This is a genomic window from Clostridium sp. AF35-15, from assembly GCF_003477745.1.
GTDB classification, from domain to species: domain Bacteria; phylum Bacillota; class Clostridia; order Lachnospirales; family Lachnospiraceae; genus Otoolea; species Otoolea fessa.
This window is the reverse complement of sequence record NZ_QUDY01000004.1, coordinates 233,216-249,514: the sequence shown is the minus strand read 5'-3', so window position 1 is coordinate 249,514 and position 16,299 is coordinate 233,216. Positions and strand designations below refer to the sequence as shown.

At 49.6% G+C, this 16,299-nt stretch carries 14 protein-coding genes; 7 read left to right on the top strand and 7 right to left on the bottom strand.

Annotated elements, in window-relative coordinates:
• Positions 1–13: 13 nt before the first annotated feature.
• The 3 genes from DWZ76_RS06740 to DWZ76_RS06730 all read right to left on the bottom strand — a co-directional run bounded on the left by DWZ76_RS06740 (position 14) and on the right by DWZ76_RS06730 (position 3,582).
• Positions 14–682 carry a methionine ABC transporter permease gene (locus tag DWZ76_RS06740; protein ID WP_022360002.1) on the bottom strand — a complete coding sequence of 223 codons (669 nt, stop codon included), beginning with the start codon at positions 680–682 and terminating at the stop codon, positions 14–16.
• The gene (locus tag DWZ76_RS06735) at positions 679–1,704 is read right to left on the bottom strand and encodes an ATP-binding cassette domain-containing protein (RefSeq protein ID WP_118472233.1); all 1,026 of its coding nucleotides are present in this window, start codon (positions 1,702–1,704) and stop codon (positions 679–681) included. The genes DWZ76_RS06740 and DWZ76_RS06735 overlap by 4 nt, the downstream gene beginning before the upstream one ends.
• A gap of 555 nt (positions 1,705–2,259) precedes the next feature.
• Positions 2,260–3,582, bottom strand: coding sequence for a sodium-dependent transporter (locus DWZ76_RS06730; protein ID WP_022360004.1), 1,323 nt, complete (start codon positions 3,580–3,582; stop codon positions 2,260–2,262).
• A 314-nt stretch (positions 3,583–3,896) separates the two neighbouring features.
• Here DWZ76_RS06730 and DWZ76_RS06725 point away from each other — a divergent pair, with 314 nt between their 5' ends.
• The gene (locus tag DWZ76_RS06725) at positions 3,897–4,181 is read left to right on the top strand and encodes a helix-turn-helix transcriptional regulator (protein ID WP_022360005.1); all 285 of its coding nucleotides are present in this window, start codon (positions 3,897–3,899) and stop codon (positions 4,179–4,181) included.
• Between the two features lie 83 nt (positions 4,182–4,264).
• Here the strand turns inward: DWZ76_RS06725 and DWZ76_RS06720 are convergent, their stop codons facing one another.
• Together DWZ76_RS06720 and DWZ76_RS06715 are read right to left on the bottom strand one after the other, a co-directional pair.
• A complete protein-coding gene (locus DWZ76_RS06720; RefSeq protein WP_107000611.1) occupies positions 4,265–5,188 on the bottom strand; it encodes a LysR family transcriptional regulator in 924 nt (307 codons plus the stop codon).
• Between the two features lie 58 nt (positions 5,189–5,246).
• Positions 5,247–6,131, bottom strand: coding sequence for a LysR family transcriptional regulator (locus DWZ76_RS06715; protein WP_181357188.1), 885 nt, complete (start codon positions 6,129–6,131; stop codon positions 5,247–5,249).
• A gap of 651 nt (positions 6,132–6,782) precedes the next feature.
• Between DWZ76_RS06715 and DWZ76_RS06710 the strand changes: the two genes are divergently transcribed.
• Together DWZ76_RS06710 and DWZ76_RS06705 are read left to right on the top strand one after the other, a co-directional pair.
• Entirely contained in the window at positions 6,783–8,288 is a 1,506-nt protein-coding gene (locus DWZ76_RS06710) for an alanine/glycine:cation symporter family protein (RefSeq protein ID WP_118472232.1), read from the top strand.
• 203 nt (positions 8,289–8,491) lie between these two features.
• On the top strand, positions 8,492–9,232 hold the full coding sequence (locus DWZ76_RS06705) for a YoaK family protein (RefSeq protein ID WP_118472231.1): 741 nt from the start codon (positions 8,492–8,494) through the stop codon (positions 9,230–9,232).
• Positions 9,233–9,359: 127 nt separating this feature from the next.
• Here DWZ76_RS06705 and DWZ76_RS06700 read toward each other — a convergent pair whose 3' ends face one another.
• The gene (locus DWZ76_RS06700; RefSeq protein WP_118472230.1) at positions 9,360–10,172 is read right to left on the bottom strand and encodes an ABC transporter permease; all 813 of its coding nucleotides are present in this window, start codon (positions 10,170–10,172) and stop codon (positions 9,360–9,362) included.
• Entirely contained in the window at positions 10,162–10,944 is a 783-nt protein-coding gene (locus tag DWZ76_RS06695) for an ABC transporter ATP-binding protein (RefSeq protein WP_118472229.1), read from the bottom strand. Before DWZ76_RS06695 ends, DWZ76_RS06700 begins: the two co-directional genes overlap by 11 nt.
• Before the next feature lie 350 nt (positions 10,945–11,294).
• On the opposite strand from DWZ76_RS06695, the gene DWZ76_RS06690 reads away from it, so the two are divergent.
• The 4 genes from DWZ76_RS06690 to DWZ76_RS06675 all read left to right on the top strand — a co-directional run bounded on the left by DWZ76_RS06690 (position 11,295) and on the right by DWZ76_RS06675 (position 16,222).
• Positions 11,295–12,128, top strand: coding sequence for a carbon-nitrogen hydrolase family protein (locus DWZ76_RS06690; protein ID WP_118472228.1), 834 nt, complete (start codon positions 11,295–11,297; stop codon positions 12,126–12,128).
• A gap of 111 nt (positions 12,129–12,239) precedes the next feature.
• Positions 12,240–13,355, top strand: coding sequence for a response regulator (locus tag DWZ76_RS06685; protein ID WP_118472227.1), 1,116 nt, complete (start codon positions 12,240–12,242; stop codon positions 13,353–13,355).
• Between the two features lie 39 nt (positions 13,356–13,394).
• The gene (locus DWZ76_RS06680) at positions 13,395–14,984 is read left to right on the top strand and encodes a sensor histidine kinase (protein ID WP_118472226.1); all 1,590 of its coding nucleotides are present in this window, start codon (positions 13,395–13,397) and stop codon (positions 14,982–14,984) included.
• A gap of 179 nt (positions 14,985–15,163) precedes the next feature.
• Positions 15,164–16,222: an ABC transporter substrate-binding protein gene (locus DWZ76_RS06675; protein WP_118472225.1), complete on the top strand. Its 1,059-nt coding sequence runs from the start codon at positions 15,164–15,166 to the stop codon at positions 16,220–16,222.
• Positions 16,223–16,299: the final 77 nt, after the last annotated feature.

The window sequence follows — 16,299 nt, the reverse complement described above, 5'->3', positions numbered from 1 at the left end:
GATATGATTTGGTTTACTGATGTGTCCGTCTCTTCTGTGACAGCCGGTTTCCCAGACTCTGGATGATCCAGACAAATGCAATCAGGATGAAAACGGTCGCAAACATCAGCGGGAAGTTAAAGGTCTGATAGCCGTAGGTCAGGGCGATGTTTCCGATGCCGCCGCCTCCGATGTAGCCAGCCATCGCAGTTGCTCCGATGAGGGCAATGGTTCCGGTTGTCAGAGCCAGGATAACCGAAGCAAATGCTTCCGGAAGCACAAAATGAACGATAATCTGGAACGTGGTCGCTCCCATCGACTGGGCTGCCTCGATGATGCCGCCGCCGACTTCCAGAAGCGATGTCTCAAGAAGTCTTGCTAAAAATGGAGCGGTATAGATAACTAATGGCACGATAGCCGCCCTGGTACCGATCCGGGTGCCGACGATGATTTTCGTAAAGGGCATTACACATACCAGAAGGATGATAAACGGTGTGCTTCGGATGATGTTGATGAAACCGTTTAAAATCGTGTAAAGCAATGGATTTTCCTTGAGCCCGCCTTTGCGGGTCAGCCATAAGACAATGGCGATGAAAAATCCGACGATGGAACCGATAATCAGGGAAAAACCGACCATATACAGGGTTTCCCAACCGGCCTTGATGAGTTTGTCTGGCGAAATGCCTAAATACTGCTGAATCATGGTAATACAACCTCCTTATATTCTTCGTTTGATTCGAGAATGTAGCGCTCGGCTTTTTTGATTTCCTCGTCGCTTCCGATGAAGAGAACGAGCATGATGCCGACGACGATGCCCTGAATAACGTTGATGGTGGAGTAGAGGATGTTGGTTTCCACCTCAAACCGCCGGTTGATATCCCAGAGAAGCGGCTCGGTGCTGTCTGTATTTTCCAGCTTGATGCGGAGCAGGCGGCTGTTCCGCGTTTCTCGGCGGATGCTCTCGACGAGCGGTTCCGGAATAACATCGTGGATGAGATTGCCGACAAACCGTTTGGCGATATCGGACTGCGGGTCTGAGAAAACCTGGATGACAGAGCCCGTTTCTACGACTTTACCGAAATCCATGACGGCGACTTTATTACAGATTTTCTGGATGACATTCATCTCATGTGTGATAATCACAATTGTAATATGAAGAGTTTCATTAATCTTCTTTAGCAAATCGAGAATGGAATCGGTCGTTTTCGGGTCGAGGGCGCTGGTCGCCTCATCGCAGAGAAGAATCGACGGATTATTTGCAAGTGCCCTTGCGATACCGACGCGCTGTTTCTGTCCGCCGGAGAGCTGTCCCGGATAGTAGGACTTCTTATCGGAAAGTTCGACGAACTCCAGCAGCTCATTCACACGCGCTTCGATGTCTTTTTTGGGGGTGCCGTTTAGTTTCAGGGCAATCGCGACGTTGTCGTAAATTGTCTTGGATTCCAGGAGGTTGAACTGCTGGAAAATCATTCCGATTCCCTTTCGGAGGCTGCGAAGCTCTTTTGCACTCAGGCTTCCAATGTCCTTATCTTCGACGAAAATCTTTCCGGAAGTCGGTCTTTCCAGGGCGTTTACCATTCGGATCAGGCTGGATTTTCCGGCACCGCTATAACCGATGACGCCGTAGATATCGCCCTTTTCGATTTCGAAGGACACATCCTTCAGTGCTTCAAATGCACCGTCTTTCGTCTGGAATGTTTTACTTAAATGTTCAAATCGAATCATTTCTGGTCTCCTTTAACTTTGTTTATCTGGGGAAGCACATTTTTAAGGGATAATTCCTGAAAAATGACTTCTGTATGTGTCGCGTTTTTTATACGAATGATATATCTAAATGCAATATAAATATTTAATTTTGCATACTGAAATATAAATGGGTACAAAAAAGGAGGTCTGGTTGTCCAGACCTCCTAAATTGGATTGTATCTATCACTTTCCAGTGAAAGCAAGATGAGAAAAACCTCATGAAGATATCATCCAGTTATCTGTCTGCACAACAAAAGTAAGAGTGTCACAGCAACAGCAGCACATACACTCCATACAACAACACATAGCAGACATAACTGAATAAGATGTTCTCATGATGGTTTCCTCCTTTCCTTAAAATTCATAAACGATTATAAAAATATATTTCCTACTTGTTTTGTGGGTTTTAAATGATAGTTCTTATTATAGCGCGGAAATGAGATTTGTCAATCATTTTTTTATTTCATAGGAAATTGCGTCCTAAGAAATAAAAAACGCTCCGCGAGAATGTGCCAAGGCACATTCTTTTTCATATCATCCAATACCGCCCAATGCGATGCCTAATATTAATACCAGCACACATACCGGAATATAAATATAGCGGCACACCGGTACAAACCATTTTGAAAATTTCTTTTCGCGACCTTTGTTGACCTGCGTTTCTGCATAGTCTTTTCCGAATACCCAGAAGAACATGATTCCGGCGAGTCCGGCACCGAGAGGGCAGATGTAGATGGAGAGAACGTCCATCCAGTCGGAGACGATGCCCTGGATTAACAGGGAGACGGCAGCTCCGATGATACCGATAACTGCGCAGGCAGGGACGCGGCCGAGGTGGAGTTTTTCCTGGACGGTGGCGATCGGTGCTTCGTAGAGATTGAGCAGGGAGGTCATCCCGGCGAAGAGAACGGCTACGAAGAAAATAATCGCGATCAACGTACCGCCCGGCATTGAGCGGATGAGGTTCGGGAGGTAGATGAAGAGAAGTCCCGGACCACCCTGATCAAGTTTTGCGCCGGTGGTTGCCATTGCCGGGATGATGACGAGGGCGGCGAGAATCGCGGCGATCGTATCAAACAGGGCAACCCGCGCGGCGGATGCCGGGATGTTTTCCTCATCGGAGAGGTAGGAACCGTAGATTAAGGTTCCATTTCCGGCGACGGACAGGGAGAAAAATGCCTGCCCCAGTGCGAAAATCCATGTTTTTGGGTCTGCGAGGATCTCAGGATCGATGCGGAAAATGTAGCGGTAACCCTGCATCGCACCCGGCTGGAATGCTACGTAGATGCCTAAAAAGACAAACAGGATGAAGAATACCGGCATCATCAGCTTGTTGGCGTTCTCGATTCCGCTTCCGACGCCGAACATCAGAATCAGAATGCAGAAGAAGAGGGCGGCAAGCTGCCAGCCATTGTTTCCAAATGCGGACGCCATCGAGCCGAAAGCAGAGGCAAAACCGTCTGTGTCGGCCGGGGCAAGCGTGGCACCGGTAAAGGCTCCGATGGCATATTTTAGGATCCAGCCCATGACGACGGTATAGCCGATCGCCATCGCGAGGGAACCGGCTGCCGGGATGAAACCGAGCGCGTCACCCAGTTTGCGCCTGCCGCGTGTCTCGCAGGCAGCGCCGAACGCGTCGATTGGACCGGAGCGGGTGCCGCGTCCCAGGCACATTTCCCCGATGACACCCGTGGAGCCGATCAGGGCGACGAAGATAAAGTACGGGATCAGGAACGAGCCACCGCCGTACAGGGAGACGCGGGTGGGAAACATCCAGAGATTTCCCATACCGACCGCTGAGCCGATACAGGCGAGGATGAAGCCCCACTTACTGTTGAAAGATTCTCTTTTTTCCATGAAATTGTAACTCCTCAAACATTATATAAGATTTGCCGCAAATATCTAGAAGTCCGCCGATTGGAAGCGGTCAGGCAGATGTTTGCATAAGTCCATCTATTATACCAGAAGAGAGGCATTGCTTTCAAGTGGCAGAGCGCGCGAATCGTATGTTTTAGGGGAAAAGGCGATCTAAAGTAACTGCCGGTGAACCGTTACAGGGAAATACCTTGATTTATAGGGTGGAAAGATGGTATTCTATAGAGGACGGCAGCGGCGGGCTTTGGGAGGGTGGCGCCGCGGCAGAGCAGATTCGAAAAGGAGAAGGTAGCACAATGAAAAACGCAAACAGGATTCCGGAGACGTTTCAGACGGATGCGGAATACAGACAGTGGATGGAGCGCTGGCAGCAGGAGGCGCGGGAGGCGACGATCGAGGGATTTAAGCAGAATCGTAAGTTAAACGGCATGACACAGACGGAGCTTGGCAGAAAGGCGGGGATTTCCCAGCCGAATATCACCCGCTTCGAGAGCGGCAGCTACAATCCGTCGCTGGATTTTATGGTAAAGATCGCAGCGGCGATGGGGAAACGGGTACAGATTACATTGGTAGATGAATAAGAGGCGTGCGCCGGGGCGCACAGGGACCATTTGGGGAATAAACAGGGGAGACAGCGGTGTGTGTGAGGCTGTCTCCCCTGTTTTTAATGAGTGCATTTCAGCGACGATTCAATAAACCGTGAAATCATATTCCACTCATAGCTCTGTTTCAGCCACGCAAATTTGATCGGGTACCGCGCTTCTTCCCCGAGCGTAAAGACATGGAGTGTATCCAGCTGTTCCTTGCTGAGAATAGAAAATGCGAGGTTTTTTGGGCTGATGCAGGCACCTTTTCCCATCGCGCAGAGGGCAAGCAGGGTAGCGATGTTGTCAGAGCAGGCATGAACCGAGGGGACGAAGTTGTCTGTCGCGAGGATATTCCGCCCGATGCGTCCGACTAGATCATGTTCACGGTTTAGGAGAAACGGACATGGAGCCAGAAGGGAGTAGCGGTGATGGCGGCTGACTTCCTGGATAATGGCTTCGGTCTGTTTGCCGTAAATGTTCTGCAGCAGGGCAGTGGAGACGATGAGAACCATCTCTTCCTCATAGAAATCCCGCAGAATGATGCCGGGAATGCGAACTGAAAAATTGGCGATCGCCAGATCAATTGTGCCGTCCAGCAGGTATTTTTGCAGCACATCGTTGGAAGATTCGACGAGTTCCACATCCACGCCGGGATATTCCTTTTGAAAGGCGGCGATCAGCTCCGGCATGATGGCGTGTCCGCGCGTGAATGCGATGCCGATCCGCAGTTTTCCTGTCTGGTTATTTAAAATATCGCCAAATTCGTGAAGCATACAGTCATATTTTGTATTAAATTCCGTTGCATAGCGCAGAAATACCTCCCCCGCATAGGTAAGCTCCAGCGGGATGTGACGGATTAGGAGCGGACATCCAAGCTCCCGCTCGATTCCGGCGATATGGGCGCTTAATGTCTGCTGGGTAATATGCAGCGCATCGGCGGCCCTAGTGAAGCTGCGGTTTTTCGCAACCGCGGCAAAATATTCCATTGATTGAAAATTCATATTCGAATGACTCCTCTTTTCCCAAAACTTTCATCTTAAGTTTCTAAAAAGCATCTGACTATAAAAGTGGCCCTTCTAACTCAAACACCGTCCGCTGCAGCTGCGCGATCAGCAGGCTGGCAGCTGGGGACGCTTTTTTTGCTGACGGAATCCGGACACCGAGCACGCGCTCCATCGGCGGATTGAGCGGCAGCCGGACAACATTTTTAGAAATATCACGGACAACCAGCTCCGGCAGGATGCAGACGCCCAGGTTGTGGCTGACCATCGCCAGCATGGAGTAGGTGTTCTGCGAGGTAAACGACGGCTTTGGCGGTGTGATGCCGAGCTGCTGGAACTGGCGCAGCAGGTCATTTTCACCTTTTTCTTCTATATAAGAAACCTTGGGGAGATCCTTTAAGTCAAAGCGCTCATATTCAGCATAAGGGGAATCGTTCGCGCAGACAGCCAGGTAGGGTTCTTTTTTCAGGGGAAGCCAGTCCATCTTTCCGTCCGGGTGGGGGCCGACGATGCCAAAATCGATGGAGCTATTTTCCAGCCATCCTTCAATCTCCTGTGAACACCCCTCCAGCACTTCAACGGTCATATCCGGGTAATCGGTAAGAAACTTTTTGAGGGCGGGCGGCAGCCATTGGACGGAAGCGCTTAAGTAAGCGCCGATCCGGATGTGCCCGGTCTGGACACCCCGGATGGAGGCAGCTGTCTGATCAAAATATTCCGCCGCCGCCAGCGTCCGCCGGATCGGGGAAAGCAGTGCCTCGCCGTTCCGCGTCAGGGCAAGTCCTCTCTGGGAACGCGAAAACAGGGAAAACCCGAGTTCTGTTTCAATATTTCGCAGCATATGGCTTGCCGCCGACTGCGTGTAACCGTTTTTCTGGGCGGCACGCGTCAGGTTATTTTCTTCTGCAATGGCTAAAAAAAGCCGCATATCTTTGAGATCCAAAAAATACTCCCTCCATTTTCGTAATAAGCGTTCGGTCTGATTCATAAAATGTACAGAGCTGACAGATACCAAAGGAGGATGAGAAGATTTGTAAGAATTATGTAGAATACGAATCTGATTCATACGGAATATCCGGGCGGATTACATGGGTGCGTGTGCGGCGGACATTCATTCCGATGGCTCTGCCAAGTGTCCCTAGTATATCATATTCGTGAAAGAAATGGGAGAAAAAGATAGAAATATGCCTACGATCTCAAATACAACATAAAAAATTCATCTAAATGAAACACACAAAAAGTTAAAAAATAAACAAATGGTAAACAAAATTCATGAAACTCCGAAAGAAAATGGACAAAATTCTGAACGGGAGTCTAACGGAAAATGGTGCAGTTGTAGACAAAATATCATGATATCTTGTGCATTTATACTAATTGACGCCCGAAAAAGTGCAATTTATTTCATGAAAAAAACAGATGGATTCATGATTCTACGCTATATCATGAAAATTCTGCATAATAAATTCAAATAATTTTGTTGAACAAATTTCACTTTAGTGATATAATTTTTTCAAAAGCAAGAAGTTTTTTGAGCGAATTGAAAAACTTGCTTAGCCAGCGCGCGGCACTACATCAAATAAAGGGGGAACTTTATATGGAAGCAATTAACAACATCGTCAATATGTTGAACGGACCCATTTGGGGCGTTGGAATGTTAGTTCTGATTGTTGGTAGTGGTTTATACTTTACAATCCGTCTCGGCTTTTTCCAGTTTGTTCATTTCAAAGATATGTGGAGCCGAATCATTGATAAGTCGGAGTCTGAATCCGGTATTTCTTCATTCGCATCTTTCTGTACGACCATGGCGATGCGTGTTGGTACCGGTAACGTAGCCGGTGTAGCCGTAGCTCTTTACATGGGCGGTCCTGGTGCACTCTTCTGGATGATCATCGCTGGTATGACAAACTCTGCTGTTTGCTTTACTGAGTGTACATTATCCGTACTTTATAAGAACCGTATCGATGGTCAGTATCGAAGCGGTGGTGCTTACTGTGCTGAGAGAGGTCTTGGCTGGAAAGCTTATGGTACTTTCTATGCAGCATTCTTCGGACTGGGCGTTGTATTATTCATGCCGGCAGCAGCTACCTATACAATCTGCGATGGATTTAAGAACGCTTTAGGTATTCCGATGTGGATTACGGCTCTGGTTATCGCACTGGCTATGGCAGTTGTAGTTATGGGTGGTGTTAAACGAATCAGTTCTGTAGCATCTATGCTGGTTCCGCCGATGGTAGGCGTTTACCTGATTGCAACAGTCGTTATCTTAATCGCAAACGCAGGTCAGATTCCGAGCGTTATCGCTCAGGTTGTATCCTGTGCATTTGGTTCCAAAGAAGCTCTTCTGGGCGGCGGCGTTGGTATCGCTATCCAGCAGGGTGTTAAACGAGGCACATTCTCATCTGCATCTGGTATGGGTGAGTCCATGCCGACCGCAGCAGCAGCAGAGACCAGCCACCCGATTAAACAGGGTATGGCAAACGCAGCTGGTGTTTGGCTGGATACCGTTATCGTATGTACCGCTTCTGGTCTGATGATGCTCTTAAGCGGATGCTACAATACACAGTTTGGTTACATCGGTGGTACCGGTGCAATGCACGATCAGATGGCTCAGTTAGCAGCAGATGGAACATATGGCGTTATCTTCGTTCAGAATGCCTGCAGCACCGTTATGGGAAGTATTGCTCCTCTGTTCATTGCTATCATGCTGGCTCTGTTCTCCTTTACCTGCTTAATCAGCTACTATTACGAGGGCGAGACTTCGGTTCTTTACCTGTTCCAGGGCGATGATAAAGCAGCTACCCGTAAAGTGGTTATCAGAATTATGCAGATTGTTATGCCTATCCTTATCTTCATCTGGGGCAATATCGATTCCGGTCTGGCTTGGAATCTTTCCGACCTTGCACTTGGTGGATCTACATGGATCAACATGTTAGTTGTACTGCTTCTGTCTCCGAAGGTATTTGCACTGTACAAAGACTACGAAGAGCAGATGAAAGCAAAGAAAGACCCGTACTACAACCCGGATAAGCTTTGCTGGAAGGGCGTAGACGTTGAGATGTGGAAAGACATCAACAAAAAACGTATCGCAGAAGATAAATAATCGAATGTGAATCGTTACATATTATTAGATATAGAGTTTAACTCCTAAAGTCTAATATAAAAGGCAGTCCCTGTCGTGTGGCAGGGGCTGTTTTTTTGCTATTATATAGATAATGTCTATGATAGAAATGGTAATTTTTTGTAAATTGTCATTGACGATCCAGCCGCCGCGCGATACAATCAACCGCGAAAGGCGGTAATGGTATGGTACAGAAAGTGATTCGGGATCGCCTGGATGCGATCCTTCATTGGAATATATCCCTGGTCGGGGGATTTCTCGGAGCCTATGCGATTTTGCTTCATGCCGGAAACTTTGGCTCTGCTCAGACAGGCAACCTGATGGAGATGGGAGCGGAACTGGTATCGATGGAATGGTTTAACGTCCTTCTGCGCCTGGCTGCGCTGGTGCTGTTTGGACTGGGCGTGGCATCCGCATATCTGCTCACGAACTTTACGAATATAAACATGCGGAAACTTGCCCTCTGGGTGGATGCGGCTGCGCTGGCACTGGCATCGATGCTGCCGCTTGAACCGGCGCTGGTCGGAATTTATCCGATTTTCTTTGCATCCGCATTTCAGTGGGGCGTCTATTCCGGTGCCGACGGATTTAACAGTGCGACGATCTTTATGACGAACAACTTCAAACAGTCGGTGCTTGGCTGGCTGCAGTACGGTCTGACAAAGGATAAGGAATTTAAGAGAAAAGCAATTCTTTATACCTATACGGTCATCAGCTTTTTCCTGGGCGTGGTACTCGGAGCGTGGGCGGTCGGTCAGTTCGGCATCTACAGCGCCTATGTAGGCTTTCTGCCATTGGCGGCTGCGAGAACCTTTATCGCGGTCGGTACGGCTCCGCTTGAAAGCGAGACTCCAGAGGAGACGGCAGTCGAGGCGGCAGAGGAGATGGAAGAAGCAGAGAAGCTGGAGAAGGAGCAGAAGCTGTAAAGTCTGTTCCCTGCAAGTTTTCTACAGGATGAGGGAAAGAAAAGCGGCAGGAAACAGGCTTCGGCGGGAACAGGATGCGGAAAAATGCAGGCGTTTAAGAACAGCAAACGTGAAGCAGGGGACAGATTTAATGCTGGTGATATTGCTGCTGTAGAAATTTTCCCAGTATTCCTACTCCCTGATATAGCGCCGCAGACATAATACATAAAAGAATAATACTCATCACAACCATATCCATCTGGAATACCTGTGAGCCGTAGATGATCAGATATCCGAGTCCCTGTTTGGCAGCGAGAAATTCACCGATGATGACGCCGACCAGGCAGAGACCGATGTTGACCTTCATGTTGGCGAGAATCAGCGGGATTGAGCCTGGCAGCAGGACTTTGGTTAAAATATGAATCCGGTTTCCTCCGAGGGACCGGATTAATTTGATCTGGTCGGGATCCATCGAGGAAAATCCGTTGTGGAGTGTCAGGATCGAGCCGAAGACAGCGACCGAGATGGAGGCAACGATGATCGTGCGGATGTTGCTCCCAAGCCAGACGATGAGAATCGGGGCGAGGGCGGATTTCGGCAGACTGTTGAGCATGACGAGATACGGCTCCAGAATCTCTGAAAGATTCCGGCTCGACCAGAGGAGAATCGCGCCGATCAGCCCGCAGAGGATGACCAGTGTAAAGCTGATCAGCGTTTCATAGAGCGTCACACCGGTGTGGATGAGGATGCTTTTGTCCTGCATCATCCGCAGGAAACAGCGCACGGTGCGTGACGGGGAACTGAAAATAAACGCGTCGATGAGCCCCAGTCGGGCGCTCATTTCCCAGCATATTAAAAAGAAAACGAATAAGAAAATCCGGCAGAAGAGAACCAGACGGCGCCGATGGAGCTGGCGGCGGAGGTAGGCTTTCTGGGCGGTGGATTCTTTCTTACATTTCATACTTTTTGCCCTCCCCTTGCAGTGTCTTCCATAGTTCATTGAAATAAAGAGAAAAAGCCGGATCATTCCGGCGTTCCAGCGGTCGGTTAGCGGACAGCGGGAAGGTAACCGGCAGGATGCGGCAGATGGTTCCGGGGCGTTTAGTCAGAACCAGGATGCGGTCGGCGGCACTCACGGCTTCGGAGAGGTCGTGGGTGATCAGAATCGCTGTTTTGCGGCTCTCCCGGATGATGGTGCTGATATCGTCGCAGACGGTTAAGCGTGTCTGATAATCGAGCGCCGAAAATGGTTCGTCGAGAAGCAGAAGCTCCGGTTCCAGCGCCAGTGTCCGGATCAGGGCGGCGCGCTGGCGCATTCCACCGGATAGTTCGGAGGGGCGGGAATGCTCAAATTGTTCCAGTCCGTAGATTTTTAAGAGCCGGTGGAGGCGGTCTTCCGCGGCATGATCCATTTTTTTCTGGATTTCCAGCCCGAGGGCAGCATTCTGGATGATCGTCCTCCATTCAAAAAGCTGGTCGCTCTGCAGCATATAACCGATGCGGCACTGGCTTTTCGAGAGTGGAACCCCATTTATAAGAATGGAACCCTCTTCCAGAGGAAGGAGCCCGCTGATTAAGGAAAGCAGCGTGGATTTTCCACAGCCGGACGGTCCGACAATGGCGATAAATTCGCCGGTTTCTACCTGAAATGATATATCAGAAAGGGCTTTCGTCTCCCCAGACATCGTGTGATAGGAATAGGAAAGCCCGGAAACTTCCAGAATGGGCGGCATAAGCAAATACCTGGGTAACTGTGTATCAGTGGGACAGTTACGCTCCTTGAAACATTCTTACTTTATAATATGCGGAAATGAAAAGCCGGGTTACTGTACACGGGTAGGCACTTTTGGAACCGAAAGTGCCGTAAGAAAACGTGGTGGCAGCAGGAATTTGCCGTATTGAAATGCGAAGCCACGGCAAATTCCGTTACTGGACACGTATGCGTGTATAGTAACAAAGCCGGGTTACTGGTTGTGCGAGAAGCGCCTTGCATTGGTTGACCCGTGTGGAAAAGAGATGCTATAATAAAATATAGGTAATTGTGGAGAGAAAAGCGCTTATAGACAGGATACAGGGGGTATTTATGATACGCAGATATACAGTGGCATTGATGCAGATGGATACGCAGAATGATAAAGGGAAAAATCTGGAGACGGCATGCGCCTGGATTGACGAGGCGGCGGCAAGGGGGGCGAAGCTTATTTGTTTCCCGGAGGTGATGAATCTGATCGGGAAAAATATCGGTGAAGGCGGCGGACGCGAGGAAATTCCAGGGTACACGACCGAGCGCCTCTGCGCGAAAGCGAAGGAACACGGCATCTATATTCAAGGGGGCAGTATCACGCAGGCACTTCCGGGGGAAAAGCGATCGGCAAATACGAGTGTGCTGATTTCGCCGGAGGGGAAGATTCTGGCGACATACAGCAAACTGCATATGTTTGACATCACGCTGGCGGACGGCACGCCGTACCGGGAGTCGGACCGGGTCAAACCGGGCGATTCGATTGTGACGGTGGAGACGGAGCTGGGCGTTTTTGGAATGTCGATCTGCTATGATGTGCGTTTTCCGGAGATTTACCGGCTCATGGCGCTTCGCGGGGCGCAGGTTATCTTTGTTCCAGCGAGCTTTACGATGCCGACGGGAAAGGATCACTGGGAGGTTCTTCTGCGGGCACGGGCGATCGAGAACGGCTGTTACATTGTGGCAGCGGGACAGATTGGACAGAAACCGGCGTATGCAGCATACGGCAACAGCCTGGTGGCAGATCCGTGGGGAACGGTGATTGCACGGTCAAAGGATGCACCGGGGATCACCTATGCGGAGATTGATTTAGATTATCTGGATAAGATACGGAAACAGATTCCGTCGTTGGAAAACCGGCGGAGTGATTTGTATGAGGTGAGTGAGAAGAAGTAAGGCGTGAATATTTTCAGCCGGCAAAATGGCGGTGGACGGAAATGAAAAACGGGTGTATTCGGGCAAATGGATAAAAAGGATAGAGAAAAATGGAGTCCAGGGGGGAAAACCATGGTAAAGGTGTTTCTGGTAGAGGATGAGGCGATTATCCGGCGCGGTATCCGGGATAATATTGACTGGGCAAGCCACGGATTTGAATTTGCGGGGGAGGCGGGCGACGGCGAGTACGCGTATCCGCTGATATTGAAGGCACAGCCGGATATTCTGGTAACGGATATCAAGATGCCGTTTATGGACGGGCTGGAGCTGAGCCGTCTGGTGAAAAAGACGCTTCCGCGCACGCGGATCATCGTGCTCAGCGGCTACAATGAATTTGAATATGCAAAAGAGGCGATCAAGATAGGAATCAGCGATTATCTGCTGAAACCGGTATCCTCGGCGGGACTCATCGATGCGTTGAAAAAGGCGGCGGACGAGATCCGGGAAGAACGGGAAAAATCGAGGCTTCTGGAGCGGTATTTTGTCAGCTACGAAAAATATACAGAATTTCTGGACAAAACGGATTACAGCGGCGTTGACCGGAAGCTTATCAACGATTTTTTAAAGCTCGGCTCAGTCGAAGAGTGCAGTCCGTTTGTCGAGGAGTATTTCGCAGCGATCGGTGAACATAATTACAAATCGCTCTTGCTGCGTCAGTATATGACGATGGATATTTTTTACTGTGTGCAGGAGTTTTTGAAGAAATTGAAAGCGGAGCCGCCGGAGGTTTCGGAAAGCGTGGTTGACATAAAACGGGTTCCGAAGGTGATCGAGAGCGTGGAGATGACGAAAGCCTATCTGATTGAGGAGTTTACGGCTGCTCTGCAGGCGCGCGACCGGGCGTCGAACGACCGTTATGGCAGCGTGATCCGGGATGCAAAGGAATATATCCGGGCAAATTTCAGCCAGAGCGACCTGTCGCTGAACCGGATTGCCGTGCACATTGGCGTCAGTCCGAGCTATTTCAGCTCGATTTTCAAGCAGGAGACGGGGCAGTCCTTTGTGGAGTATCTGACGCAGGTGCGGATGGAACGGGCGTGTGAACTTTTGAAATGTACCTCCTACCGGACGTCCGAGATCGGGGAGCAGGTGGGATACAACGATTCACACTATTTCAGCGCGGCATTCAAGAAAGCGATGGGGCAGTCGCCGAAAGAGTATAAGGCGAGCCAGACGCGGCAGGAGTAAGAAAAGTGTCAGTACATAACTGAAAAAGGGAGGAAAGATATGGGAGTGGAGCAGGGGCAGATTGGAAAAACAGAAGAGATGGCAGATTTGAATAAAAATCAGGATCCGGGCGCTGATTCATTATCTGTTGCCCGTCCATATCGCCCTCTTTCTCTCCGCGCCCGTCTGATCCTTCTCCTCTTCGTGATCGCCATTCCATTGACAGGCATGGCGCTCGGATTCCAGAAGATGATCGCCTCCTATTCTGCTTCCTATGACGCGATTCTGGCGAATCTAAAGACGGCGAATGAGTACAACATAAAGTTCAAATCGGATATGGAGTATTCGATGTACCGTGTTATGATCGGGCTGATCGACGCGGAACAGTTCGAAAATGGAGATATTGTCGAGGGCGAGACGAAGTATGCGACGGTGGTCAAGAATCCCCACAGCCTGATTGCGTCGGCGAGACAGGCGTTCGGAACGACGATCGAGCGGGAACCGGGGTCGGACTGTGATATCAAGATAAGAGGTATCCTCTCCTGTCTGGATTCCCTGGAGCGGGCAGTGGATAAAATGATTGGAAATGCCGCCGCCGGTGGATATTACGATGAAAATGTCAATATCTGGGAGAATGACATCCAGGGTCTTTGCTCGATGATTCAGGATTACATCACGCAGTATACCTATTATGAGATGATCAACATGGAGCAGCTTCAGAAAGAGCTGAAGGTGCAGATGGCGGATCAGATGCAGAGCTATCTGGCGCTTCTTCTGGTGGTGCTGGTGGTCGGTATGTTTCTGGCAGTCACGATCACGAAATCCATCACGGAACCGCTGCAGCAGTTACAGAGGACGGCAGAACAGCTCGGCCGCGGGAACCTGAATGCGAGGGCGAGAACGGGCGGACTGGAAGAGATCAACGTGCTGGCACGGGCGTTTAACCAGATGAGCGACCGCATCCGGCGGCTGCTTGATAAGACGAGGCAGGAGCAGAAGAACCTGCGGGAGCTGGAGCTGCGCCTCCACCAGGAGCAGATCAGTCCCCATTTCCTCTATAATACACTTGATTCGATCGTATGGATGGCAGAGGGCGGCAACAACCGCCAGGTCGTGGAGATGACGACGGATTTAAGCGACTTTTTTCGCACGGTTTTATCGGGCGGGCGCGATTTCATCACGATCGAGGAGGAAGAATCACACATCCGGAGCTATTTAAAGATTCAGAAGATCCGGTACGAGGACATTCTCGACTATTCGATCGAGATCGAGCCGTCCATCCGGCACCGGATTGTGCTGAAAATGCTGCTGCAGCCGCTGGTGGAAAATGCCCTCTACCACGGCATCAAAAATAAGCGCGGCGGCGGATGCATTGTGCTCCGCGGCTATGAGGATCGGAATGGGCTTGTCTTTGAGGTGGAGGACGATGGGATTGGCATGGATGAGGCGGAGCTTGCCGCCGTGCGCGCCAAGCTGACACTGGAACCGGAAGAGGAACTTGCCCTGATCGGCAGCGGCGGATTTGGGTTACATAATGTGGCACAGCGGATTCAGATGTATTATGGCGATCAGGCTGAGATCCTGGTTGAATCTGAAAAGAATATCGGCACCTGCTTTAAGGTTTATTTGGGAAATCAAAAAAAATCATAACTTTTTCGAAAAAAATTGTAATTTTTTAAAGACATACCCGGAAAAACACAGAAAACGACAAACATCGCAAAAAAATAATATACCTTTTTCCAAAGATGCCCCGTATCCATGATGCGGGGTGCTTTGTTATAATAAATACGCAAAAACAAATATATTGGGTCTTATAAGGAGGAAACAGTATGAGAAAAAGATTAGTGTCCGCAGCTTTAGCAGCAGCAATGGCGTTATCCATGACCGCTTGTACAAGCAATCCGGCTGAGAAAGAGACGGAGGCAGCAGCTCCGGCTGATACAGAGGCAGCAGAAGAGGGCGAAGAGAAAGAAGCGGCAGCAGACGGCGATCTGATTACCGTAGGTTATGCACAGGTTGGTGCTGAGTCTGACTGGAGAACAGCCAACACCGAATCTTTCAAATCTACATTTACTGAGGAAAATGGTTACAAACTGATTTTCGACGATGCACAGCAGAAACAGGAAAATCAGATTAAGGCAATCCGTTCTTTCATCCAGCAGGGTGTTGACTACATCGTAGTTGCTCCGGTTGTTGAGACTGGCTGGGAGACCGTTCTGGAAGAAGCAAAAGAGGCTGGTATCCCGGTTATCCTTTCTGACCGTCAGATGCAGCTTTCTGATGACAGCCTGTATGAGGCATGGGTAGGCGGAAACTTCGTAAAAGAAGGCGAGACCTGCGGCGACTGGCTGGCTAAATATTTAGAGGATCAGGGACGCGGCGACGAAGAGATCAACATGGTTACCATTCAGGGTACCATCGGTGCATCCGCACAGGTTGGCCGTACGGAAGGTATGGACAACAAGCTGAAAGAGCACTCCAACTGGAAGATGCTTGACAGACAGTCTGGTGAGTTCACCCAGGCAAAAGGACAGGAAGTTATGGAGTCCTTCTTAAAGAGCTATGATGACATCGACGTTGTTATCTGTGAGAATGATAACGAGGCATTTGGTGCCATCGATGCTATCAAGGCAGCAGGCAAGACCTGTGGTCCGGACGGCGACATCATCGTTGTAAGTTTTGACTCTGTAAAGGCAGCTTTCGAGTCCATGATCGCTGGCGACTTAAACGCAACCTTCGAGTGCAACCCGCTTCATGGTCCGCGTGTAGCTGAAATCATCCAGAAACTGGTAAAAGGCGAAGAGGTTGAGAAGATTCAGTACGTAGACGAAGCATACTTCGATACAAGCATGGATCTGGAAGAAATCTTAAAGACAAGAGCTTACTAATTCGCTTTTGAATGGTATTTTTAAATGTTAATAATCGGACAGGCAATCGCTTTTGACCGTAAGTGAATGAGTGTCAG

Coding starts and splice junctions, on each gene's coding strand:
- DWZ76_RS06730 (WP_022360004.1), bottom strand. CDS start 3,582: ATGGAAAAAAGAGAATCTTTCAACAGTAAGTGGGGCTTCATCCTCGCC.
- DWZ76_RS06690 (WP_118472228.1), top strand. CDS start 11,295: ATGATACGCAGATATACAGTGGCATTGATGCAGATGGATACGCAGAAT.
- DWZ76_RS06705 (WP_118472231.1), top strand. CDS start 8,492: ATGGTACAGAAAGTGATTCGGGATCGCCTGGATGCGATCCTTCATTGG.
- DWZ76_RS06725 (WP_022360005.1), top strand. CDS start 3,897: ATGAAAAACGCAAACAGGATTCCGGAGACGTTTCAGACGGATGCGGAA.
- DWZ76_RS06675 (WP_118472225.1), top strand. CDS start 15,164: ATGAGAAAAAGATTAGTGTCCGCAGCTTTAGCAGCAGCAATGGCGTTA.
- DWZ76_RS06735 (WP_118472233.1), bottom strand. CDS start 1,704: ATGATTCGATTTGAACATTTAAGTAAAACATTCCAGACGAAAGACGGT.
- DWZ76_RS06720 (WP_107000611.1), bottom strand. CDS start 5,188: ATGAATTTTCAATCAATGGAATATTTTGCCGCGGTTGCGAAAAACCGC.
- DWZ76_RS06695 (WP_118472229.1), bottom strand. CDS start 10,944: ATGCCGCCCATTCTGGAAGTTTCCGGGCTTTCCTATTCCTATCACACG.
- DWZ76_RS06680 (WP_118472226.1), top strand. CDS start 13,395: ATGGGAGTGGAGCAGGGGCAGATTGGAAAAACAGAAGAGATGGCAGAT.
- DWZ76_RS06685 (WP_118472227.1), top strand. CDS start 12,240: ATGGTAAAGGTGTTTCTGGTAGAGGATGAGGCGATTATCCGGCGCGGT.
- DWZ76_RS06710 (WP_118472232.1), top strand. CDS start 6,783: ATGGAAGCAATTAACAACATCGTCAATATGTTGAACGGACCCATTTGG.
- DWZ76_RS06740 (WP_022360002.1), bottom strand. CDS start 682: ATGATTCAGCAGTATTTAGGCATTTCGCCAGACAAACTCATCAAGGCC.
- DWZ76_RS06700 (WP_118472230.1), bottom strand. CDS start 10,172: ATGAAATGTAAGAAAGAATCCACCGCCCAGAAAGCCTACCTCCGCCGC.